This window comes from Algoriphagus aquatilis, assembly GCF_042657405.1.
Taxonomy (GTDB): domain Bacteria; phylum Bacteroidota; class Bacteroidia; order Cytophagales; family Cyclobacteriaceae; genus Algoriphagus; species Algoriphagus aquatilis.
This window is the reverse complement of record NZ_JBHSKS010000001.1, coordinates 485,777-508,681: the sequence shown is the minus strand read 5'-3', so window position 1 is coordinate 508,681 and position 22,905 is coordinate 485,777. Positions and strand designations below refer to the sequence as shown.

General features: G+C 43.2%; 21 protein-coding genes. 13 read left to right on the top strand and 8 right to left on the bottom strand.

Annotated elements, in window-relative coordinates; translation table 11 throughout:
* Positions 1-3: 3 nt before the first annotated feature.
* From trkA to ACFPIK_RS02125, 3 genes are all read right to left on the bottom strand, one after another.
* The gene (trkA, locus tag ACFPIK_RS02135; protein WP_377911725.1) at positions 4-1,350 is read right to left on the bottom strand and encodes a Trk system potassium transporter TrkA; all 1,347 of its coding nucleotides are present in this window, start codon (positions 1,348-1,350) and stop codon (positions 4-6) included.
* 161 nt (positions 1,351-1,511) lie between these two features.
* A complete protein-coding gene (locus ACFPIK_RS02130) occupies positions 1,512-2,753 on the bottom strand; it encodes a DNA recombination protein RmuC (RefSeq protein WP_377911723.1) in 1,242 nt (413 codons plus the stop codon).
* The gene (locus ACFPIK_RS02125) at positions 2,743-3,759 is read right to left on the bottom strand and encodes an alpha/beta fold hydrolase (protein WP_377911722.1); all 1,017 of its coding nucleotides are present in this window, start codon (positions 3,757-3,759) and stop codon (positions 2,743-2,745) included. The genes ACFPIK_RS02130 and ACFPIK_RS02125 overlap by 11 nt, the downstream gene beginning before the upstream one ends.
* Positions 3,760-3,836: 77 nt before the next feature.
* Here ACFPIK_RS02125 and ACFPIK_RS02120 point away from each other — a divergent pair, with 77 nt between their 5' ends.
* From ACFPIK_RS02120 to ACFPIK_RS02110, 3 genes are all read left to right on the top strand, one after another.
* Complete coding sequence (locus tag ACFPIK_RS02120) at positions 3,837-5,063, top strand: Nramp family divalent metal transporter (protein ID WP_377911721.1); 1,227 nt, start codon at positions 3,837-3,839, stop codon at positions 5,061-5,063.
* Positions 5,064-5,225: 162 nt separating this feature from the next.
* On the top strand, positions 5,226-5,975 hold the full coding sequence (locus tag ACFPIK_RS02115; RefSeq protein WP_377911720.1) for a 3-keto-disaccharide hydrolase: 750 nt from the start codon (positions 5,226-5,228) through the stop codon (positions 5,973-5,975).
* Positions 5,976-6,222: 247 nt separating this feature from the next.
* Positions 6,223-6,603 (top strand): four helix bundle protein, encoded by a 381-nt coding sequence (locus tag ACFPIK_RS02110; protein ID WP_377911718.1) that lies wholly within the window; start codon positions 6,223-6,225, stop codon positions 6,601-6,603.
* Between the two features lie 203 nt (positions 6,604-6,806).
* On the opposite strand, the gene ACFPIK_RS02105 is transcribed toward ACFPIK_RS02110, so the two are convergent.
* The 5 genes from ACFPIK_RS02105 to rsmA all read right to left on the bottom strand — a co-directional run bounded on the left by ACFPIK_RS02105 (position 6,807) and on the right by rsmA (position 10,980).
* Positions 6,807-7,199 (bottom strand): HIT family protein, encoded by a 393-nt coding sequence (locus ACFPIK_RS02105; RefSeq protein WP_377911716.1) that lies wholly within the window; start codon positions 7,197-7,199, stop codon positions 6,807-6,809.
* 53 nt (positions 7,200-7,252) lie between these two features.
* The gene (gene greA, locus ACFPIK_RS02100) at positions 7,253-7,726 is read right to left on the bottom strand and encodes a transcription elongation factor GreA (protein WP_377911714.1); all 474 of its coding nucleotides are present in this window, start codon (positions 7,724-7,726) and stop codon (positions 7,253-7,255) included.
* 155 nt (positions 7,727-7,881) lie between these two features.
* Positions 7,882-8,814, bottom strand: a complete 933-nt coding sequence (locus ACFPIK_RS02095) for a 2-hydroxyacid dehydrogenase (protein ID WP_377911787.1) — start codon at positions 8,812-8,814, stop codon at positions 7,882-7,884.
* A 2-nt stretch (positions 8,815-8,816) separates the two neighbouring features.
* A complete protein-coding gene (gene mgtE, locus ACFPIK_RS02090) occupies positions 8,817-10,184 on the bottom strand; it encodes a magnesium transporter (RefSeq protein WP_377911712.1) in 1,368 nt (455 codons plus the stop codon).
* Positions 10,171-10,980, bottom strand: a complete 810-nt coding sequence (gene rsmA, locus ACFPIK_RS02085) for a 16S rRNA (adenine(1518)-N(6)/adenine(1519)-N(6))-dimethyltransferase RsmA (protein WP_377911710.1) — start codon at positions 10,978-10,980, stop codon at positions 10,171-10,173. Before rsmA ends, mgtE begins: the two co-directional genes overlap by 14 nt.
* Before the next feature lie 82 nt (positions 10,981-11,062).
* Here rsmA and pdxA point away from each other — a divergent pair, with 82 nt between their 5' ends.
* The 10 genes from pdxA to ACFPIK_RS02035 all read left to right on the top strand — a co-directional run bounded on the left by pdxA (position 11,063) and on the right by ACFPIK_RS02035 (position 22,880).
* A complete protein-coding gene (pdxA, locus tag ACFPIK_RS02080) occupies positions 11,063-12,085 on the top strand; it encodes a 4-hydroxythreonine-4-phosphate dehydrogenase PdxA (protein WP_377911785.1) in 1,023 nt (340 codons plus the stop codon).
* Positions 12,086-12,188: 103 nt separating this feature from the next.
* The gene (locus ACFPIK_RS02075) at positions 12,189-12,761 is read left to right on the top strand and encodes a YceD family protein (protein ID WP_377911708.1); all 573 of its coding nucleotides are present in this window, start codon (positions 12,189-12,191) and stop codon (positions 12,759-12,761) included.
* Between the two features lie 12 nt (positions 12,762-12,773).
* Entirely contained in the window at positions 12,774-12,965 is a 192-nt protein-coding gene (gene rpmF / locus ACFPIK_RS02070) for a 50S ribosomal protein L32 (protein WP_206568919.1), read from the top strand.
* Between the two features lie 224 nt (positions 12,966-13,189).
* The gene (locus ACFPIK_RS02065; protein ID WP_377911706.1) at positions 13,190-14,188 is read left to right on the top strand and encodes a beta-ketoacyl-ACP synthase III; all 999 of its coding nucleotides are present in this window, start codon (positions 13,190-13,192) and stop codon (positions 14,186-14,188) included.
* 22 nt (positions 14,189-14,210) lie between these two features.
* On the top strand, positions 14,211-14,774 hold the full coding sequence (efp, locus tag ACFPIK_RS02060) for an elongation factor P (RefSeq protein ID WP_377911704.1): 564 nt from the start codon (positions 14,211-14,213) through the stop codon (positions 14,772-14,774).
* A 96-nt stretch (positions 14,775-14,870) separates the two neighbouring features.
* Entirely contained in the window at positions 14,871-15,347 is a 477-nt protein-coding gene (gene accB, locus ACFPIK_RS02055; RefSeq protein ID WP_377911702.1) for an acetyl-CoA carboxylase biotin carboxyl carrier protein, read from the top strand.
* 24 nt (positions 15,348-15,371) lie between these two features.
* Entirely contained in the window at positions 15,372-16,721 is a 1,350-nt protein-coding gene (accC, locus tag ACFPIK_RS02050; protein WP_377911700.1) for an acetyl-CoA carboxylase biotin carboxylase subunit, read from the top strand.
* Between the two features lie 263 nt (positions 16,722-16,984).
* Positions 16,985-19,300 (top strand): PSD1 and planctomycete cytochrome C domain-containing protein, encoded by a 2,316-nt coding sequence (locus ACFPIK_RS02045; RefSeq protein ID WP_377911698.1) that lies wholly within the window; start codon positions 16,985-16,987, stop codon positions 19,298-19,300.
* Between the two features lies 1 nt (position 19,301).
* Complete coding sequence (locus tag ACFPIK_RS02040; protein ID WP_377911696.1) at positions 19,302-20,756, top strand: DUF1501 domain-containing protein; 1,455 nt, start codon at positions 19,302-19,304, stop codon at positions 20,754-20,756.
* 9 nt (positions 20,757-20,765) lie between these two features.
* Positions 20,766-22,880, top strand: a complete 2,115-nt coding sequence (locus ACFPIK_RS02035; protein ID WP_377911694.1) for a c-type cytochrome domain-containing protein — start codon at positions 20,766-20,768, stop codon at positions 22,878-22,880.
* The last annotated feature ends 25 nt before the right edge of the window (positions 22,881-22,905 follow it).

Here is a 22,905-nt window from a genome sequence, read left to right as displayed (position 1 = left end):
GCCTTAATGAAACAGTTTTTCCAAAGAAACTTTTGCCTCCGGCAAGGCAAAAACAATGGCTTTATCCCCTATTTGTAGTCTAAAATCACCATCAGGAATATATACTTCTTCATCTCGGATCACTCCTGCTACCAAGGCTGTCTCCGGAAAATGAAGTTCTCGTATCGGGTGCTTGGTCAAACGGTTGGTTTTGCAGACACTGTATTGGATAAATTCCGCATCGACCCCATAGATTCCGGATACAGCATCCACCGTACCTTTTTTAAGGTATCTGGAAATCTCATTGGCTGCCACCAATCGTTTGTTGATCAGAGAATCGACTCCAATACTATGAGAGATGTGGATGTATTCTCGGGTATCTACATGGGCAATAGTCTTATAAACTCCGTGATTTTTAGCCGAAAGACTGGTGATGATATTAGTTTCAGAAGATTCGGTAAGTGCCAAAAATGCATCCATTTGCTCCAACCCCTCTTCCACTAGCATTTCGATATTTTTATAATCCCCATTGATGACCAACGTATTCGGAAGGTGTTCGGCTAGCCATTTGCAACGTTCCTTTTCTTTATTCACCAAGGTGACGCGGTATTTATCCTGAAGCTTAATGGCTGTGGTGACTGCCATATCATCTCCACCGATAATCATGATATTTTTGATCTTGACCTTTTTTTGGCCAAGAGCCTCAATGATTGATTCTGAATTTTTCTTGTAAGAAATAAAGTAGGCATGATCATTATTTCTCAGAATAGTATTTCCTCTGGGAATAATGGTCTTTTGATCCCTTACAATAGCGATAATCCGGATGTCCTCATAAATCGGGTTGGACTTGGTATCCATGATTCGCTGATTGACCAGTGGATTGTATTGGTCAAGGGTAATCCCTACAATATTGAGTTTGCCTCCGCCAAAGTCAAAAACCTCCGTAAAGCTGGAGTTTTCAATCATGTTAAAAATCTCTCGCGAACAAAGCATAGTCGGAGAAATTAGGTTGTCAATACCCAAATTATTGAAATAAGGGACATTGTCTTCCTTGAGGTAAGTATGGTTTCGAACCCTAGCCATCACCCGTTTAGCACCTAATTGCTTGGCAAGTAAAGCAGTCACAATATTGGTTTTTTCGGAAGTCGTAACTGCCAAGACCATATGAGCTTGGTCAACATTAGCTTGCTGCAAAATATCCAGAGAGGTAGCGTCTCCTTGAATGGTCAGCACATCCAGCTTGGAAGCTGCATAATCCAAGACATCACGTTCGGTATCAATCAGGGTGATATCCTTGTTGTCATAACTCAATCGCTCAGCGAGGTGATATCCCATATCTCCAGCGCCTGCGATCACAATACTCATTCCCATAGAGGCAATTCTGGTGATCGAAGAAGTGGCAAAATTAAATGCTTTACCTGTGGTTTTCAGGATTTAAGCCACTTTGTTTTCAAAACTTCAGAAAAGGTAAGTAAACAACCGAATTGAAAAAGCCTTTCGAGGCTTTTTTTTAGAATCAGACAAGGATTCCATCAGTCATCCAATAGGTCTTTGGACTGGGCTTCAGGGAGTTCTTGGATTTCTTTAAGCTTACGCTGAATCACCCTCGTCCGCACTCCCACCAACTTGTCCAACTCCGAATTTGCCTCGGTGAGTTTCTTTTGGGTTCGTTCCAGCAATTCTCCAAACTTCCCAAATTCAGTCTTAATCGCTCCCAAGACCTGCCACACTTCCGCACTTCTTTTTTGGATGGCCAAGGTGCGAAATCCCATTTGAAGGGAATTTAAAATTGCCGAAAGCGTTGTTGGTCCGGTGACAATGACTTTGTAATCCTGCTGCATCTGCTGGGCTAGCCCTGGTTCCCTAAGGATCTCTGCATAAAGGCTTTCTACTGGAAGAAAAAGAATGGCAAAATCTGTTGTACCGGGGGGATGAATGTATTTGGATTGGATATCAGCAGCTGATTTTTTTACTGCTTTGATCAGTTCGGCTCGGGAAAAGTCAATCGTAGTTTTGTCATTGGCTTCATAAGCATCTACCAATCTCAAGTAGGATTCTTGAGGAAACTTGGAATCAATCGGTAACAATACAGCCTCCTCCTGACCGGGCATTTTGATAGCAAACTCCACCCGATCTCTCGAGCCATTCACTGAAGCATTAACTAGGTATTGATCCGGGGAAAGCAGGTTTTCCAAGATGGCCTGAAGCTGGTATTCACCCAACACCCCTCGACTCTTGACATTGGTCAAGACTCTCTTGAGATCCCCTACTCCATTGGCTAGGCTTTGCATTTCACCCAGACCCTTTTGGACCGCTTGAAGCTGATTACTTACCAGCTCAAAGGATTGGCCTAGTCTGGTTTCGAGTGTTTTTTGTAGCTTTTCGTCAACAGTCTCTCGAATCTTCTCAAGTCGCTCTTCGGTATTCTTGACCAGTTCCTCTTGTCTACGACTGAGCTCGGAAAGCTTTTCACGCTGCATGTTGCTGAGATCCTGCATCGATTGTCTGAAAGTATCCCCAAATTGTCTCAAGGCTTCATTTTGATCTTTGGAACCTGATCGTTGGTTTTCAAAAACCAATTGAAACTGTCGAATCAGATTTTCTGAGGACTCTTTCCTTGCCTCAGTCAGAGCCAGATTGAGGTCTCGATTGATGCGTTGGAGTTCATCTCGAAGAAGTTGATTTTCCTTTGACTTATTTCTTCCTGAAAGGAAAATTAAAATGAGGGCCACCTGCGAGGCCAACAAAAGATAAATCAGAAATTCAATCTGCATAAGCCACTTGTTTGGGTGGCTCAAGGTAGTTTTTTCTTACTTCTACCCCGAGAAAGCTTAGGTATTCTGCGACAGACTCCGTCGGGATTTCCTCCATGGGTACATGTCCTGCTTCCTCAAAGACCACCAGATTAGAACCTGGAATGGCTTTTTCCAAGGCCTGACCTTGTGCAAGCGGAATCCAGGTATCCTTCGCTCCCCAAAGTATCAACGTCGGCATCGCAATTCGCTCAAACTGGATTGAAGATGCTCTAGGTTGAGTCAATCGATCGATCGTAGCCTGCCTATTTCCTTCCCTTAGCAGCAATTCATAGTACCTCGTGACCGCTTGATCCGTGACTTTTTTATCATCCCCATAGACCTCTTTCATGTTCATCGCAAACAAAAACTTAGGCGTGCACTTCAGAAGTATTTTGGAAAAAATTGGGTTGGTCGCCACTTTAAAAATCCACGCACCACCACCTCTTTGCTGAGTTTGGGTAGAATCGAGCACTCTTGTTTCTCTCCTAGGTGCTCCGGAGGCGTCGATCAGATTTAACGAAAGGACCTTATCCGGACGATCAGAAGCTACTTGCAGCGCAACAGCCCCACCCATGGAATTGCCCGCAAGGTGAAATTTGTGAAGATTTAGCTTTTCTGCCAGTAAAAGCACCAAGCGACTGTAATCCTCAATTGAATATCGCTTCAACTCATCCGGGCCAGTCAATCCATGCCCGGGAAAGTCCAACGAGATCGTCATGTAATACGGACTCAACTCTTGCTGCCATACCTCCCAAGTATGAAGGGAAGAAAAGCTGCCATGAAGTAAAAAGATAGGCTCACCCTCTCCCAGAAATCGAACATGGACATTTACTCCATCGACTTCTATAAAATGAGACTGTGGAGTAAGGTATTTTTCGTTTGCTTCATCAGCGGAAATATCACTTCTGAAGAGCAAAGCCAAAAAAAACACCAAGGAAAGCACCACCAAAGCGAGTACTTTCAAAATCCGATTAACCCAACGCATGCTATAATTTTTCCAAGTGGTAAACAAAACCTACAAAAAATCTTCCCAAATCTCTATTTTCCCGAAAACTTCCATCCGTGAACCCAAAAAAAATCCTGGCATCCATAGGTCCCGGTCCCTTAATCACAGCAGCATTTATCGGCCCCGGCACTGTTACGGTTTGTACATTGGCAGGAATCCGATTTGATTACACTTTGCTTTGGGCACTGGTGCTAAGCATTGTAGCCACAGTTTTTCTTCAGGAATTATCCGGAAGATTGGGAATCGTGACTGGAAAAGACCTTAGCGAACTAGTACGATCGCAGAAAGGAAACAAAAGCATTCGAATAGGAATCATGGCCTTGATTCTGATTGCGATCGGCCTTGGAAACGCTGCCTATCAAGGTGGAAATATCTCAGGATCAAATCTAGGCTTAGGGATTTTTTTGAAATTCCCCGTTTGGAACATGGGGCCACTTTCTATTCAATCAGGCAATCTGACTATAGGAATACTCGCCTTGGTGCTGCTCTGGTCGGGCAATTATAAACGACTCGAACAGCTTTTGGTAGGCTTGGTCCTACTCATGTCAATTGCCTTTTTAGGTACGTCGATCTTGATCAAACCTGATCTTGGCGTGCTTTTCCATGGCTTTATTCCCTCTTTTTCTACAGAAAAACTCCCCACGATCGTAGCCCTGATCGGTACCACCGTCGTTCCTTACAACCTATTTCTATACGCTAGCCTAGTCAAAAAACAATGGAAAAATGCAGATGACCTTCCAAAAATGACCAGGGACATCAGTATATCTGTGATTTTGGGCGGAATTGTATCCATGGCTATTTTGGTTGTTGGGGCAGCCAACCCGTCTGAAAATTTGGAAACAGCACAAGATATCGCACGAGGTCTGACGGGAGTTTTTGGGGCTTTTGGCACTTACTTAATGGGATTTGGCCTCCTCGCCGCCGGACTTACTTCCTCTCTCACCGCACCACTTGCCGGTGGATTGGTGATTTGCGGGATACTAGGGTGGAACCAAGACATTCGATCCAAATCGATGAGAGCAAGCATGGGAGGTATTTTGCTCTTAGGAATCATTTTCTCCTCCTTTGGCATCAAGCCCGTCACATTGATCACTCTGGCCCAACTTGCAAATGGAGTACTATTACCGGTAATCAGTGCATGGTTGATTTGGGCAGCAAGTCAAAAATCCCTTCTTGGTTCTCGTGCATTGAGTTCAAAAGCTATTGTATTTGGATTAGTTATTTGGCTGATCACACTCATACTTGGTCTCAAGAGTGTTGGGGCTGTCATGGGTTGGTTTTAATGATTGTCTTTTTCAAAAAATTATAAACCATCTATCCCAATACTTTATACAAAAAGACAACATCAAGTCCATTTGGTAGAAATCACTTTGATTGAATCAAAAAAACATGAACTTGCCTATTCTGAAATTTTCCTCTGCCATCAAACAACAAACCCTTCACCTATGAAACGATTCACTTTACTGGCTACCCTGCTTTTTGTGGTTGCATTCTCTCTGGCTTCACTTGCCCAACAAGCAAGCTATCTGGGTACCAAGCCTCCAAAAGGCGCCAAACTGTACCTCGATGGCACCAAAGAATCGCTTCATAAAAACTGGAAATATTGGGAAGGGCCTCGCTTTTCGGGTGAAATGCCAATCAAATGGCCTGAAACCACCGATCCTGTAGATGGGAAAAAGGCTATTTCATCCAATGATCCTGCCGGTGCCGGAGGAAAGTACGGAGCAGCGGACATCGTGACAAAAGACGAATTCAGAGATTTTGAAGCCCACGTCGAGTTTTTGATCTTGAAGGAAAAAGGAAACAGTGGCGTTTACCTCCAAAACCGCTACGAAATCCAAATTCTGGATGGAGATTATGGCCTGCATGGCATGGCCGCAGTGATTAATGAAAAACTTCCTTCACAACAGGCATATAATGGCGTTGGAAAGTGGAATGCCTACGATATTAAGTTTCGTGCTGCCCGATTTGAAAATGGAAAACTGACTGAAAAAGCCAGAGTCACTGTTTTCTTCAACGGGGTAAAAATCCATGACAATGTCGAAATCCAGCAAGTTTGGGGTGGGCCTAATTCCGGCATCGATGGTGGAAATGATGGAGGAAAAGGCATCACTGATACCCCAGGTGGTCTAAAACTTCAAGCCGAAGGCCATGATGTGCTCTATCGCAATATTTGGATTAAGGCGGTGAAGTGAATTAGTGTTCAGTGATCAGTCCAGTGTCTGTATCGTTGGCTAACGTTCATTAGACAGTGTTCAGTTTTCATTATTCACTGGTGATCAGTCTCAGTAACAAGTGGAGAAGCCTATAGGAGTAAGTAAGTGTTGAGAAAATAGATTTTTATAAGCTTAAGAAAGCTAAAGATTGGCCCTACCATCTGCCTATGCTTATAGAAATGTTTAGGCTATTTTTTTAGATTTAGTAAGAATATAAGACACTATAATGGACTTCAAAGATCTTTTAGCATACCAAAAGGCATTCAAACTTGCGATGGAGATTTTTCAACTTTCCAAAAGTTTTCCAAAAGAAGAACAATACGCTTTAACAGATCAAATTAGAAGGTGTAGCAGGTCCGTTTGTGCTTGCATCGCTGAACCTTATCGAAAAAGAAAGTATCAGGCTCATTTCATCTCAAAACTCAGTGATGCTGACATGGAGAATAGTGAAAACCATGTTTGGCTCGAATTCGCATTTTCATGTGAGTATATTGAAAAAGAAACCCGCGAAAGATTGGTCTTAGAAGTGATTGAAATAGGGAAACTGCTGAATTTCATGATGCTTTATCCGGAAAAATTCGGATCAAAACTCCAATCAAAGAGCTAGTTTTAAAAAAATGGTTCTGCAATTTCAAATAAATGACCTAATACTTTAAAAAAATCCAATGATTACGTGATAACTGATCGCGATGAATGAACACAAACTATTTGTTACTGCTTACAAAAACTGTCAATCTGACTTTCTACCAGGACTGGTCACTGTTTACTTCTTGCAAAAACTGTGACTGAACACTGAATACTGATCACTACTCAAAATCCCCCTCTTATCTCTTCAGCAATTTCTGCCAATTCCTCAGGACTCAGTTTTAACTTAGGTCTGGTAAAATTGATGTCATCCATCGTCCTCAAGGGTACCAAGTGAATGTGCACGTGGGGAACTTCCAAACCAATCACTGCCACACCGATTCGGGTGCATTGAATGGTCTTGTCCATAGCTTTAGCCACTGTTTGGGCGAAAAGGTGAAGGGCTGCCAATTCATCAGGCTCCATAGCAAAAATATAATTCACTTCTCGCTTGGGTACTACCAACACATGGCCTTTAACCAAAGGCATGATGTCCAAAAATGCGATGTGCTGCTCGTCCTCTGCAATGATTTGAGCGGGGATTTCACGGTTGATGATTTTGGTAAAGATGCTTGCCATAACTTTTCAGAATTAAAAAATCCCGATAGACCTACCGGGATTCCATAAGATAGTTAATACGTGATTTCGAGGATTTCGAATTGAAGTGTTCCTGCAGGAGCATTGATCTCAGCAATTTCGCCTACAGTCTTTCCAACCAATCCTTTACCAAACGGAGAAGCCAAAGAAATCTTGCCCGCTTTCAAATCGGCTTCTTCCTCAGACACCAATTTGTAGCTCACAGTCATTCCATTCTTTACATTTTTGATTTTCACAGTACTAAGGATACCCACTTTGGAGCTATCCATCTGTGAATTGTCCAACACACGCGCATTGCCTACGACAGCTTCCAACTTAGCAATTTTCAATTCGAGAAGGCCCTGAGCATCTTTTGCAGCATCATATTCAGCATTTTCGCTAAGATCACCTTTGTCTCTGGCTTCAGCGATCTGACGCGCAATATCTGCTCTTCCTTTGGTCTTCAATTCCTGAAGTTCATCTTTCAATCTCTTTAGTCCCTCTTCGGTGTAATACTGTACTTTTGACATAGCTAACTGATTTTCGAAAGGCACAAAAAACAAAGTAACGGTCACTTGTCGGAGACCGTTACTTTGTTTTTGCCTTTATGTACGTTGCAAAGATAGGAAAGCATTTCGACAAAGCAAGCCACAAAACACTGCGAAAAAGCCCAATTTGAGGGATTTTAATTCCTGAAGGCCTTTTTGATTTGTTTCACCAAAACCTCGTTGATCTTGATATATGACTCAAAAGTCCAACCAGCCACATGGGGGGAAAAAATCACGTTTTCCCGCTGAGCCAACCGTTCAAACTCTGCTTTTTGTGAGGCTGAGAATTTCTGAAACTTCTCATTTTCCAACACATCCAACACTGCCCCTTTGAGGACTCGCTGATCCAAAGCCTGATTGAGTGTCTCAAAACTGATTACCTCACCTCGTGCGGTATTGATCAGCCAAAATGGTTTGGCAAAGCTTTTCAGCTCTTCTAACGTAAAAAAATCTCGGGTTTCCGGAGTCAATGGCACATGGATACTCAAGACATCTGCTTCCGCTTTGACTTTTTCCCACATCACTTCATGTACGGTCTCCGTACCAAAATCGACCTTGTATTTATCATAGGCTAAAATTTGGACGCCAAAGCCCTTCAACCTCTTGGCAAAAGCACTTCCCATATTTCCATAGCCAAAAATGCCTACCGTTTTCCCCATCAGCTCATGGCCACGGTTCCCTTCTCGATCCCAAATTCCCTTTCGCACTTCTTGGTCAGCTTTTGGGATATGGTTAAAGAGAGCCAAAAGACCCCCGATGGCATGTTCGGCCACCGCATCCCGATTTCCTTTTGCTGCGTGAAAAAGCTTTACTCCACGATCATTTAGGTAATCGAGATCAATCTGATCCAAGCCTGCCCCTGCTCTTCCGATAAATTTCAGCCGGGTGGCTTTTTCCAAAAGCTCTCGATCCATAGGAGTTTTAGACCGAATGATCAATCCTTCATACGCTCCAACTTGATCGATGATTTCTGCTCTGGTGATTTTTGGAGAATAGGTAACTTGAAAACCTTCCTTCTCCAGCATATCGAGGATGCTTAAGTGCATCTCGTCAATGATTAAAATCTTCATCATTATAGTTTAAGCAACAGCATGGCTACGCCAAAGTAAACGGCTAATCCAAGAAGATCATTGGTTGTCGTGATAAAGGGACCTGATGCAATGGCAGGATTGATTCCAAATCGGTTGAGTACCAAGGGAGTCACTGTACCCATAAAGGAAGAAAGTAATACCACGCAGTACAGCGCAGTTCCTACCGTAATCCCAAAAATTGGGTCAAAGCCGTAAAGAAAAACTACCACCAAAAAGACAAATCCGCCTAAGACAAAACCATTCAATAATGCCACCAAAAGGCCTTTCAGGAATCTTTGCCAAGGCGTATCATCAAAGGCAGATTTGGAAGCCAAAGACTGTACAATTAAGGAAGAGGCTTGAATCCCGACATTCCCACCTGTAGCCGCAACCAAGGGAATAAAGGAAGCCAGGGCCAAGTATTTACTCAATCCATCTTCAAAAAATCCGATAATCTTCGCCCCCATTAATCCCCCAATCACCCCAATCAATAACCACGGAAGCCGCGCTTTGGAAATGGTAAATACGGAGTCGGATTCCTCAATGTCCGCCGACACCCCGGCCATGGCCTGAATATCTTCATCAGCTTCTTCCTGCACGACGTCCAAGATATCATCGACCGTAATCCTTCCTACCAATTTGTTTTTAGCATTGACTACAGGTACAGATTCCAAGTCATACTTTCTCATGACAGAGGCGACCTCCTCTTGGTCCATGTGAACAGGCACGGAAACTACATCCTCATCAAAAATGTCTTCAATCTTTGTTTCGGCCGCAGCCAGAATGATTTTCTTCAAAGAAACTCGTCCCAGAAGTTGCTGCTTATTGTTAACCACATAGATGGAGTAGATTTTCTCCACATTTTCCGCCTGTCTGCGGATCTCATTGATGGTCTGAACTACATTCCAGTTTTTATTGGCCCGGATAAATTCCTTGGCCATGATACCCCCGGCAGAATCCTCCTCGTAGCGTAAGAGTTCGAGAATTTGATCCAATTTGATTCGATCCTGAATCTCTGCGATGATTTCTTCCCGCTCTTTTTCAGGGAAAAAACTCACAATATCCGCTCCATCATCGGAGTCCATCAATTCAATCCAAGAAGCAATCTCTGGGATTTCTAATTCGGGAAGAACCTTAGCCAGCGTATCCTCATCCAATTCTATCAAAATATCGGATGCCAATTGCTTTTCCAGAAGGCGAAGTACATAGATGGACTCCTGCATGGACAATTCGTCCAGCAAAGCGGCAATATCGGCTACATTGACTCCATCGAGAGACTCGAGGATGAAGTCAATATTTCCCTCTTCGATCCCCAGCTGGAGACTTTCAAGGTACTCTTTGGATAGCTCAAATTGCTTAATTGGTTCCACGCCCTTTTTCGATTTGTTGGGTCAAAAACACAAACTCTGCCACATCCAATTGTTCGGCACGCTTGTCCAAGATCGGATTGGATTTGAATTCATCGGCAAGTTGGAAGGATTTCAGTGAATTTCGAAGCGTTTTCCTTCGATTTCCAAAGCCCGCCTTGACGACTTGCTTGAATAATTTTTCATTGCAATTCAGTTTATCGGTCTGATTTCGGGTAAGCCGGATCACTCCCGAATTGACCTTGGGAGGTGGATTAAACACTCCAGGAGGCACCGAAAACAGATACTCAATATCATACCAAGCCTGAAGCAATACAGAAAGAATCCCATAATCCTTATTTCCTTTAGGTGAGGCAATTCGCTGGGCTACTTCTTTTTGAAGCATGCATACCACTTCCGTCACCCGGTCTTTTTCTTCCAGCACCTTGAAGAAGATCTGCGAGGAAATATTGTAGGGAAAATTACCTGCAATGGCATAAGGCTCAGGAAAGATTTGAGAAAAATCGTACCTCAAAAAATCCCCTTCAATGATTTTATCACTTAGCTGAGGATACTTCTGGTGAAGGTAATCGATACTTTCCTTGTCGATATCGATCAAGTAAAGGTCCAAATTCCCCTTTAATAGAAAATCAGTCAACACCCCCATACCAGGGCCAATCTCCAATACTTTGGAAACACCTCCATGACCTTTGACAGCCTGAGCAATACGCTCGGCAATACTCAAATCGGTCAAAAAATGCTGCCCGAGGTGCTTTTTGGGTTTGACTTTTTCCATCGGTTGGCTGTGATAAATTTTCATAAATTGCAGGCCTAAAAATACGGGAATATTCCAAAATGCTTCGGAAAATTGTCAATGACCCAACTAGGGAGATTAAACTACCATAAACGTGAGAAAAAATAAACCCATCATCGGAATCAGCATCGGAGATATCAATGGAATCGGTGTAGAAGTCACTTTGAAAGCTTTGGCTGATGTCAGAATTTACAAATCGTTTACTCCGCTGATTTATGGACATGGAAAGGTTTTATCATTTTATAAAAAACTTCTAAACCTAGAGGAGTTTAATTTTGCTCAAGTCAGATCCATAGAAGAAGTTCAGCACCGAAAAGTCAATGTGATCAATATCGTAGAAGAAAGCCCCGAGGTTATCCCAGGCGTAGAAACTCATGAAGCTGGAAAATTTGCTTTGGAGTCACTCAAGGCAGCTATGGAAGATTTGAAATCCGGTAGAATCCAAGGTTTGGTCACAGCTCCTGTGAATAAAAATAATATCAATTCGGAAGAGCTTCCATTTGTTGGCCATACTGAATTCATTACCCAAACAGTAGGTGCAAAAGATAGCCTGATGATGATGGTCAGTGAGGATTTGAGAGTGGGTTTAGTTACTGGCCATATCCCAGTATCCCAAATTTCTCAATCACTCACCAAGGAAAAAGTACTTCAAAAAATCAACATCTTCCTCAAGAGTTTAAAAGAGGATTTTGGAATCGACAAACCGAAAATTGCCATTTTGGGACTTAATCCGCATGCCGGGGAAGATGGCTTATTGGGCACAGAAGAGGAAGAAATACTCAAGCCAGCTATCCGGGAGATGAAGGACAAAAATCACTACGTATTCGGACCTTATCCAGCGGATGGATTTTTTGGAATGATGCACCAAAAACGCTTTGACGGGGTGCTGGCTATGTATCACGATCAGGGATTGATCCCTTTCAAGTCTATGGCATTCAGCACGGGAGTAAACTTTACTGCAGGACTTCCTGTGGTAAGAACTTCACCTGACCATGGCACTGCATATAACATCGCCGGTAAAAATGTAGCCGAAGAAGGTTCTATGAGAGCAGCCCTACATTTGGCAGCAGATATTGTAAATCTGCACTTAGGCGAAGAGGAAGAAGGTTAAGGGAATCCAAAAAAGAAGCTGAAAACCAAATTTTATTTTAAATCTGTTTCAGCTATTTTAAATAATTACCTACATTTGCGGTCTTAAATCAGGAGCGTGAATCGTGAAATTCTGGAAAACATTTGATATTGAAGTCATTAAGTTTAAAGAAGGACGCCACGAAATTGACTTCGAAATTGAAGACAAGTTCTTTCAAAGTTTCGAAGACAATGAACTTCTGAAAAAAGGCAAGCTGACCGTACGGGTCATCATGGAAAAGGGAGCCAATGTGATTGAGCTAACCTTTTTGATCAAAGGAACGGTGGAACTCACCTGTGACCGGAGTCTGGAGATATTTGACCATGATCTCAACTTTACTGAGAAAATGATTTATAAATATGGTTCAGAGGAGCAGGAAATAGACGAAAAAGTCTACATGATCACGAGGGATACCCCTTCCATCAATGTAGCCCAGCTCATTTACGAGTTTATCCTTTTGGCATTACCTGCCAAAAAAATCCATCCGGACTACAAAAATGAATTGGACGACGAAGACGATTTTGATACCGAGGGAGGGTTTATTTTTCTCGATCAAGAAACAGAGGAGTCTGAAGATTCGAATGAAGAAGAAGAACCAAAGCCAGTTGATCCAAGATGGGAACAGCTGTTAAAATTAAAAAACAAAGAACAATCATAAACCACGTATAAGATGGCACATCCTAAACGCAAAATTTCGAAAACCAGAAGAGATAAGAGAAGAACTCATTATAAACTGGAAGCACCTGGATTGGCAAAATGCCCAACCACCGGTGAAATGCACTTGCCTCACAGAGCTTTTTGGCTTGATGGCAAACTGTACTACAAGGGACAAGTAATCATCGAAAAGGAAGTTAGAGCTTAATTTTCTTTATAAAAATCATAAAAATCCACTCTCCAAAAGAGTGGATTTTTTTATGCGTAAATACAAGAAACCTGAAAACCAACACTTTACATAAAGTAAGGAAGTAAGGCTTTGGTGGACAAAGGTCATTATACTATTTTTGGCCTCTCTCGGAAAACGCCTTTGAACCAAATGATCCGAAGAGACGCGATTGTAAAGCAATCAAACCTACCAAACCCAACACAATGGACAAAATAAGAGCCATGATCACCGGTATTCAAGGATATGTCCCTGAATACAGACTCACCAACAAAGAATTGGAATCTCTGGTAGAAACCAATGATGAGTGGATAACCTCTCGCACCGGGATCAAAGAAAGAAGAATCCTCAAAGGAGAAAATCAAGGAACATCAGTCATGGGAATCGAGGCGGTAAAGGGCCTTCTCGAAAAAACCGGAACTGATCCATTGGACATTGAGCTGATCATTTGTGCCACAGTCACTCCTGACATGCCTTTCCCTGCTACTGCAAACATCATTGCGGACAAAGTAGGTGCTAAAAAATCCTTTTCTTTTGATATCGGAGCAGCATGTTCTGGTTTCCTTTACGCACTTCAGCTTGGAGCACAATTTATCCAAGCCGGCACTCACAAAAAAGTGGTGGTGGTAGGAGCCGATAAGATGTCAGCAATTGTGGATTACCAAGACCGAACCACCTGTATCCTTTTCGGAGATGGTGCCGGAGCGGTTCTATTGGAAGCCACCACTGAAGAGTACGGCGTTATGGACGCTATTTTGAAAGCTGATGGTTCGGGTGAAGCTTACCTCCACATGAAGGCCGGTGGTAGCCGTAAACCTGCAACAGCTGAGACCTTGGCGAATCGTGAGCACTATGCCTATCAGGAAGGTGCTACTGTATTCAAATTTGCGGTAACCAACATGGCAGACGTAAGTGCCGAAGTAATGGAAAGAAACGGATTGAAAGGTGATGACATTGCTTGGCTAGTTCCACATCAAGCAAACAAGCGAATTATCGATGCTACTGCCAACAGAATGGGAGTAGGTCCAGAAAAAGTAATGATGAATATTGAGCGATATGGTAATACCACGGCCGCTACCATCCCGTTGTGTCTATGGGAATATGAAAACCAGCTTAAAAAAGGAGACAACTTGATCCTTGCTGCGTTTGGTGGCGGATTTACCTGGGGCGCCATCTACCTAAAGTGGGCTTTGGATCCGAAATAAACAAACAGAATATACCTAAACTATGGCAAGTACTGCAGATTTTAAGAATGGACTCTGTCTGGAAATGAACAACGATATTTTCTCTATCGTTGAATTCCAGCACGTTAAACCAGGAAAAGGAGCAGCCTTCGTACGCACCAAGCTAAAAAGTCTAAGAACTGGTAAAACCCTGGATAAGACCTTTAATGCGGGTGAAAAAGTAACCACTGCACGAGTTGAGAAAAGACCCCATCAGTTTCTTTATGCAGATGATATGGGATACAACTTCATGGACACGGAGACTTTTGAACAGATTTCTTTGGAAGAAAGACTGATCGAAAGACCAAAACTACTAAAGGATGGACAAAACGTAGATATTTTAGTCCACGCAGAAACAGAAACCCCCCTATCGGTGGAGTTACCTCCTTTTGTAGAATTGATGATCACCTATACTGAGCCTGGCATCAAAGGTGATACGGCTACTAATGCACTTAAACCTGCCACGGTAGAAACCGGTGCAACGGTAATGGTCCCTCTTTTTGTGGATCAAGACACTTTGATCAGAGTAGATACCCGAGATGGTTCGTACTCAGAAAGAGTAAAATAAATATAATCGGCTGTGTGATTTCTTTAAATTACACAGCTTTATTGTTTTTAACCCAACCACATGATGTCCAAAGACATTGAACAAAAAAAGAATCCTATGAAAGCGAAAGAGATTCAGGAGCTGATCGATTATATCTCCAACTCCGGCCTGGCAGAAGTCAAAATCAAGACAGAAGAGTTCGAACTTTCTATCAAAAAATACGCTGATTCCGCTGCGGTAGCACCAGCTCCACAAGTGTTCATGCATGCCCCTGCACCGGCTCCTGTCGCTGCTGCTCCTGCAGCACCGGCTCCGGCTCCCGCAGCAGCTCCTGCTTCTACCCCTTCCAATTTGGTAGAAATTAAATCTCCAATGATCGGTACGTTCTATCTTACTCCTAATCCTGATTCCGCTCCTTTTGTAACTGAAGGTGCATCAATTAGAGCAGGTCAGACAGTCTGCATCATTGAGGCAATGAAACTTTTCAACGAAATCGAATCTGAGATTTCAGGAAAGATTGTAAAAATCCTAGTTTCCAATGCAACACCTGTAGAATACGATCAGCCATTGTTCTTGGTCGATCCTGCAGGATGATTTTTCCACTAAATCAATAACAGCGTGTTTAAGAAAATCTTAATAGCTAACCGTGGTGAAATCGCACTGAGGGTAATCCGAACCTGCAAAGAAATGGGCATCAAAACGGTGGCCGTCTATTCCACTGCTGATAAAGACAGCCTTCATGTGAGATTTGCAGACGAAGCAGTGTGTATTGGACCGGCTCCCAGCCGTGAATCCTATCTCAATATCCCTAGAATCATTGCCGCCGCAGAAATCACCAATGCGGATGCGATCCATCCCGGTTATGGGTTTCTGTCTGAAAATGCCGAATTCTCACGAATCTGTGAAGAATACGGCATCAAATTCATCGGAGCTTCTCCAGATATGATCGCCAAAATGGGTGATAAGGCTACCGCAAAGGCTACCATGAAAGCAGCAGGAGTCCCTACCATCCCAGGATCTGACGGATTGTTGGACTCCATTGAGCAAGGCTTGAAGATTGCCAATGAAATGGGCTACCCTGTCATCCTCAAAGCAACTGCTGGAGGTGGTGGTCGCGGAATGCGTATTGTCAAAGAAGACAAAGAATTCAAAAAAGCTTGGGATGACGCGAAAATGGAATCCGGAGCTGCTTTTGGCAACGATGGTCTTTATTTGGAAAAATTCGTAGAAGAACCCCGCCATATTGAAATTCAAGTGGTAGGCGATCGGACCGGAAAAGCTTGCCATCTTTCTGAGAGAGATTGCTCTATCCAGAGAAGACATCAAAAACTAGTCGAAGAAACCCCTTCTCCATTTATCACTGAAGAACTACGTGAGGCGATGGGTAAAGCTGCCATCAAAGGTGCTGAAGCAATCGGCTATGAAGGTGCAGGTACCATCGAATTCTTGGTAGATAAGCACCGCAATTTCTACTTCATGGAGATGAATACCCGAATTCAAGTGGAGCATCCCATCACGGAAGAAGTAACTGATTTTGACTTAATCAAAGAGCAAATCAAAGTGGCTGCTGGAGAAACTATCTCTGGTAGAAACTACTTCCCTAAGCTCTATGCGATGGAATGTCGAATCAATGCAGAAGATCCTGCCAATGGCTTCCGACCAAGTCCAGGAAAAATCAATTACCTGCATATTCCGGGAGGAAGAGGAGTTCGTGTCGATTCCCACGTGTATGCTGGCTATGTGATTCCGCCAAATTATGATTCTATGATTGCTAAACTGATTGTAAGCGGTCAGTCTAGAGAAGAAGTAATCGTTAGGATGAAAAGGGCTTTGGAAGAATTTGTAATTGATGGAATCAAAACTACAATCCCTTTCCATATTGCTTTACTGGAAAACGAACAGTTTAAAGAAGGAAACTTCACCACGAAATTTTTGGAGACCTTCGATTTTTCAGTAATCAAAGCTTAAGTAAGAATAACATTTTCCACAAAAGCCACTTTCAAAAAGTGGCTTTTTGCTTTTCTAGGTAAACCTTCTTATCAATTCACATTTAGATTTAATAATTAAGCCTTATATGATTGGATTACAAGTAAATAGAAAATCAAACATTCAACTTTTTTGTCGCATCCATAAGTAATTGCTACTAGTGATCATTATAAAAATTTAAAAAATATCAACTCAACTTTTATAATTTTTTTTCATAACTTAATCACCGATTAAGATTTACCCAAATGATCTATCTCAAAAAGTCCAGCTACTTATTTTGGACAGTTTCCTTATTTACGGCATTTAGCTGTGCTGAAAAAAGCACTGAAAATTTGGATTTGGCCAGCGGCGACCAAATCAGTTACAATTTTCATATCCGACCCATCCTTTCCGATAAATGCTTTGCCTGCCACGGTCCTGACGCCAACAAGCGTGAAGCAGATCTTCGATTGGATACTGAGGAAGGTGCCTTTGCTGCCTTGAAAGAAAGTCCGGGGAAATTTGCCTTAGTGTCGGGCAAACCGCTGGAATCTGAGGTATACCACCGAATTGTCTCCACAGATCCAGGGGCGATCATGCCTCCACCTGAATCCAACCTTTCCCTTACTCCCGCAGAAATCGATCTGATCAAACGCTGGATCGAGCAGGGGGCAAAATACGAACCGCATTGGGCTTTTATGAAAGTCGAAAAGCCATCGGTACCCACTACTGACTGGGGCAAAAATGAAATTGATGCTTTTATCCATGCAAAAATCAAAGCCAAGGGCCTTGAACCAAACCCTGAAGCGAACTCCTACGAACTGATCAAACGAGCAAGTCTTGACCTTACCGGACTTCCTCCAAGTCCTGAAATCTTGGATAAATACGCAGGATTCAAAGGCTCAAACACTTATGAAAAATTGCTGGACGAACTAATGGCCTTGCCCTCCTATGGAGAAAAAATGGGGATTCTTTGGTTGGACATTTCTCGATATTCTGACAGTTATGGCTACCAAGATGATGAAGCCCGGGGTCAATGGCCCTATCGAGATTGGGTCATCCACGCGTTTAACAATAACCTTCCTTACGATCAGTTCATCACTTGGCAATTGGCTGGTGACTTATTGCCCAATGCGACGAAAGAACAGATTCTTGCCACAGCGTTCAACAGAAACCACAAGTACACCGAAGAAGGAGGGGTCATCCACGAAGAGTATCGGGTGGAATATGTCCTGGACAAGACAAATACCTTCAGCAAAGGTATTCTTGGGCTAACCATGGAATGTGCACAGTGCCATGATCACAAATACGACCCTGTATCCCAGAAGGAGTATTTTGAGCTGTATGCGTTTTTCAACAACTCCAAAGAAAAGGGCTTCGAAGGGGATATCAGTCAAACTAAACCCGCCAAAACCCCTATCCTATGGATTGAACGGCAGGATATAGATGGCATCATGAAGTTTATCAACCATAAAGACACCACCAAATTAATGGTGTCTGTCATGGGAGAACTTGATTCAACTGAAAGACGACAGACCTACATCTTGGATCGCGGTGCTTATGATTCCCCTACGGTTCCTGTAGAGGCATCCACTCCTAGCTCAGTGTTGAAATTCCCTGAAAATTTTGAAAAAAACAGGTTGGGACTTGCCAAATGGACTACTCACCGGGACAATCCTTTGACCTCAAGAGTATTTGTCAATCTGGTATGGCAGGAACTTTTTGGAAAAGGAATTGTAAAATCAGCAGGCGATTTTGGCATGCAGGGCGACCTTCCTACGCATCCCGAACTGTTGAATTGGATGGCAGCGGACTTCATGGACAACGGATGGAATATCAAACGTCTACTCAAAATGATCATGACGTCCTCGACTTACCGCCAATCTGCTTCCATCAGCGACAAACACATGGAAGTGGATCCTGATAACTTCTATTTGGCACGAGCTCCTCGCCTCAGATTGCCTGCGGAAAACATTCAGGACTTAGTACTTGCCAGTAGTGGCCTTTTGGTAAATCAGATTGGAGGACCTAGTGTGAAGCCTTACCAGCCTTCTGGTCTGTGGGAAGCAGCTACTTCAGGTCGAGGTACGCTGGCCACTTATGTACAAGATACGGGTGACAAACTTTACCGTAGAGGCATCTATAACTTTATCAAGCTGACTGTCCCTCCTCCCAAAGCGATCATTTTTGATTCGAGCAACAGAGACCGATGCGAAATAACCAGAAACAGAACCAACACGCCTCTTCAGGCTTTGGTCATGATGAATGATCCGATGGTATTGGAAGCTTCCCGTGTCCTTTCCACAAAACTCAGCAAGTCGCACCAAGATCCTGAAAAGGCGATTGAAGAAGCCTTCAAGCGGATTGTATGCCGCGAAATGAAATCAAAAGAAAAATCCTTACTACTGGACTACTTCGAAAGTGAACTCAGCCACTACGAAAGTCATCCGGATGAAGTCAAAAAAACACTGGATGTGGGTGAATACCCGATGAATCCAGGCGCCATGACCCCACAAAACGCTGCCTTGATGCAAGTCATCGTGAGTCTGTACAACCTAGAAGAAACCATTACCAAGAGCTAACATGGAAAAAGAAATATTAGAGCAGGGGTTGAATCATAACAGAAGAAAATTTCTTTCCCGAATCAGCTTAGGAATTGGAAGTGTGGCTTTGGGATCTCTGTTGATTCCTGACCTTTTCTCTGGAAAAAAAGAAGCCGAAGACTCCCTAATGAGAGCGCTACCTCATTTTGCTCCCAAAGCAAAACGGGTAATTTACCTTTTCCAAAATGGAGCACCTTCCCAACTGGAGACTTTTGATTACAAACCCATGTTGCGAAGCAATTTTGGCCAAGAACTCCCCGAATCCATACGGAATGGACAGCGCCTCACCGGAATGACTGCGGGACAGAGCTCTTTTCCACTGGTGGGTTCCTACTTCGATTTCAACCAATATGGACAAAGCAGGGCGTGGATTTCCTCCCTGTTCCCACATATTTCCTCAGTGGTAGATGACCTTTGCATCATCAAATCCATGCATACGGAAGCTATCAATCACGACCCTGCATTAACCTTTTTCCAAACCGGTGCACAGGTAGGAAACAGACCGAGCATGGGATCTTGGCTGAGTTATGGATTGGGAAGTGAAAACGAAAACCTGCCTGCTTTCTGTGTTCTACTCAGTCGAGGAAAAGGAAATGGCCAAGGGGTGTATTCCAAGCTTTGGTCCAATGGCTTCTTGGATGCCCGCCATCAAGGGGTTCAGTTTTCCAATTCAGAGGATCCGGTACTTTACCTTTCCGATCCAAATGGTATGTCCCGAGATCAGCGTAGAAAAATGCTGGATCAGATCGCAGCTATGAATGATCTCAGCTACAACGAATTCAACGATCCCCAAATTACTGCCAAAGTCCAACAGTATGAAATGGCTTATCGCATGCAAACAGCCGTTCCAGAAATCACAGACGTGACAAAAGAACCTGACAGCATTGTGAAATTGTATGGACCGGACTGCTTAGTACCCGGAACCTATGCCGCCAACTGTCTTTTGGCCAGAAAACTCTCCGAAAATGGAGTGCGCTTTGTGCAACTCTACCATCAGGGATGGGATGCACATGACAATCTTCCCAATCAAATGATAGGACAAGCCAAAGATGTGGACCAAGCATCGGCGGCTTTGATTACGGATTTGAAGCAGCGTGGACTACTCGATGAGACCTTAGTGATTTGGGGTGGAGAATTTGGCCGAACCAACTACTGTCAAGGAAAAATCGCTCCGGAAAACTATGGACGAGACCATCACCCTAGAGCCTTCTCCATTTTCATGGCAGGCGGCGGCGTGAAGTCAGGAATCGTCTATGGAGAAACAGACGACTTTGGATACAATATCACCGAAAACCCAGTCCATGTGCATGACTTCCAGGCAACCGTGATGCACCTGATGGGAATCGACCATGAAAAGCTTACCTATAAGCATCTCGGCAGAAGGTATCGCCTCACCGATGTCCATGGACATGTAGTAAAAGACATCATCGCTTAATTCCTATTTATGTCTCGATATTCCAAAGGCATTTCCTTGCTGGAAAATCTGCTGTTCTTTTGGTGTGGGTTGTCCCTCATTTTATCGATCGGCGGCGATAATTTAGTAATTCCTTCCTGGCTGCAAGTGGCGGGCAGAATGCACCCGCTGATGCTGCATTTCCCGATTGTGCTTTTACTTCTTGCCATCGCTTTGCTTTGGATGAAGGAGGAAAGCTGGAGAGGATTCGGTAAAAATCTCTTATTGATTGGAGCTAATTTCACGGGAATCACTGTGGTGGCAGGCTTGTTATTAGCCTCTGAAGATTACGAGGGAGATGCACTTGCCTGGCACAAATGGCTGGGTGTAGTATCCTTGGGATTTTCAGTATTCATCTACTTTTTCCTTGATCAAGTAGCCAACTTATTTCGGCTTGCTGGTTCGGGATTGGCTGTACTCATTTTACTTACCGGGCACTTTGGCGCCAACTTGACACATGGTGAAGATTTCCTTTTTGGTCCACTGATGCCTAAAGAGGACAAAATGATTGCCTTGGAAGAAGCGGAAGTATTCAGAGACTTGGTTCAACCCATTTTTGAATCGAAGTGCATTGCCTGTCATAAAGAGGGCAAAATCAAGGGTGAACTGAGAATGGATCATTTGGAAGGATTACAAAAGGGCGGAAAATCAGGGCCATTTATCCTCGCAGGCAACTTGGACGAGTCTCTGTTGATCCAGCGAATTCATCTTCCTATGGAAAATGAGGAGCACATGCCTCCGAAAAACAAGCTACAACTTACTGAGGAAGAAATTGAAATTCTGAGACTTTGGGTGATGTCAGGGGCTTCTTTCGAGCAAAAAGTCATGGAACTGCCTCAGGAAGAACCGCTATTCCAATTAGCTTCCAATAAATTCACGACAGAAAAGACCTATTCTTTTGCCGCAGCAGATGAGGATGAGGTCAAGGAGCTCAATAACTTTTTCAGAAAAGTAAAGCCCATTTTCCCTGGCTCACCTGCTTTGGAAGTGGCTTATTTTGGAGCTTCTACCTTTGATGCCAGTTCATTGTCTGATCTCAAAAACATCAAGGAACAAGTGGTGAAAATCAACCTGAACAGGATGCCTCTTGAAAATGTCGACCTCTCTTTTCTTTCTGATTTCCAAAACCTTGAAGAAGCTCAATTAAACTTTACCGGACTAAAAAGCGGTCAATTGGAAGGACTTTCAAAAATTCAAAGTCTGAAAAGCCTGGCTGTTTCAGGTAATCCATTTGGAGAAGAAGGATTGGAAAATCTTAAAAAACTGACCCAACTCAAGCGACTCTTTATTTGGCAGTCAGGAATTTCTGAAAGTGGAAGAGAAGAATTGAAAAAAGCACTTTCAACCGTTCAAATTGATTTTGGATTTGACGACAAGGGAATCATCTATCCCTTGAACTCGCCTAAAATTGATTTTGATAAAGTTATGTTTCAGGGCACTACCGAAGTAAAAATCACGCATCCGATAAGTTCTGTAGAGATCAGATATACCCTGGATGGTACCGAACCGGACAGCATTAACTCCCCAGTGTATAAGGAAGCAATTTCTCTGACGAAAACATCTCAAATCAGGGCAAAAGCTTTTGCGAAAGGCTGGATTGGAAGTGAGGAAACCAAAACTTTGCTATTTCGGGAAGGAATGAAACCCAAATCATACAAGCTGACTGACGAGCCTCATAAAAGCTATAAAGCAAAAGGAGCCACTACCCTTTTTGACGGAGTAAAAGGAAAGGCAAACCATACTTCAGGTGAATGGCTAGGATACACCGATTCACCGTTGGAAATAGAGATTTTCTTGGAGAAAGATCAAAAGCCCAAAGCGGTTGAGTTAAGCTTACTACTTCATGAAGGAGCTTATATTTTCCCTCCTGAAACAGTTGAAATCTGGACAGGAAATGCCGGAACTTGGTCAAAAGTCACGATCCCTCCCACTCCACAATCCACTAAAACTGAGGAGATCCGATATGGATTACTTGCATTTGACCTACCTCAAGGCTCTTTTGATCAGGTTAAAATCAAACTGAAACCTATCGGCAAACTGCCTTCCTGGCATCAGGGTGCCGGATCAAAGGGTTGGGTATTTGTGGATGAAATCGTATTGAATTGATTTCAAAGATTAATTTCCCTTCCAA

Excerpts from the sequence above, each read along its gene's own strand:
- ACFPIK_RS02035 (WP_377911694.1), top strand. The coding sequence starts at position 20,766 with ATGTCTCGATATTCCAAAGGCATTTCCTTGCTGGAAAATCTGCTGTTC.
- ACFPIK_RS02110 (WP_377911718.1), top strand. The coding sequence starts at position 6,223 with ATGGACTTCAAAGATCTTTTAGCATACCAAAAGGCATTCAAACTTGCG.
- greA (WP_377911714.1), bottom strand. The coding sequence starts at position 7,726 with ATGTCAAAAGTACAGTATTACACCGAAGAGGGACTAAAGAGATTGAAA.
- ACFPIK_RS02115 (WP_377911720.1), top strand. The coding sequence starts at position 5,226 with ATGAAACGATTCACTTTACTGGCTACCCTGCTTTTTGTGGTTGCATTC.
- ACFPIK_RS02105 (WP_377911716.1), bottom strand. The coding sequence starts at position 7,199 with ATGGCAAGCATCTTTACCAAAATCATCAACCGTGAAATCCCCGCTCAA.
- ACFPIK_RS02095 (WP_377911787.1), bottom strand. The coding sequence starts at position 8,814 with ATGAAGATTTTAATCATTGACGAGATGCACTTAAGCATCCTCGATATG.
- trkA (WP_377911725.1), bottom strand. The coding sequence starts at position 1,350 with ATGGGAATGAGTATTGTGATCGCAGGCGCTGGAGATATGGGATATCAC.
- accB (WP_377911702.1), top strand. The coding sequence starts at position 14,871 with ATGAAAGCGAAAGAGATTCAGGAGCTGATCGATTATATCTCCAACTCC.
- ACFPIK_RS02045 (WP_377911698.1), top strand. The coding sequence starts at position 16,985 with ATGATCTATCTCAAAAAGTCCAGCTACTTATTTTGGACAGTTTCCTTA.
- ACFPIK_RS02130 (WP_377911723.1), bottom strand. The coding sequence starts at position 2,753 with ATGCAGATTGAATTTCTGATTTATCTTTTGTTGGCCTCGCAGGTGGCC.
- efp (WP_377911704.1), top strand. The coding sequence starts at position 14,211 with ATGGCAAGTACTGCAGATTTTAAGAATGGACTCTGTCTGGAAATGAAC.
- rsmA (WP_377911710.1), bottom strand. The coding sequence starts at position 10,980 with ATGAAAATTTATCACAGCCAACCGATGGAAAAAGTCAAACCCAAAAAG.
- ACFPIK_RS02040 (WP_377911696.1), top strand. The coding sequence starts at position 19,302 with ATGGAAAAAGAAATATTAGAGCAGGGGTTGAATCATAACAGAAGAAAA.
- ACFPIK_RS02065 (WP_377911706.1), top strand. The coding sequence starts at position 13,190 with ATGGACAAAATAAGAGCCATGATCACCGGTATTCAAGGATATGTCCCT.
- rpmF (WP_206568919.1), top strand. The coding sequence starts at position 12,774 with ATGGCACATCCTAAACGCAAAATTTCGAAAACCAGAAGAGATAAGAGA.
- ACFPIK_RS02125 (WP_377911722.1), bottom strand. The coding sequence starts at position 3,759 with ATGCGTTGGGTTAATCGGATTTTGAAAGTACTCGCTTTGGTGGTGCTT.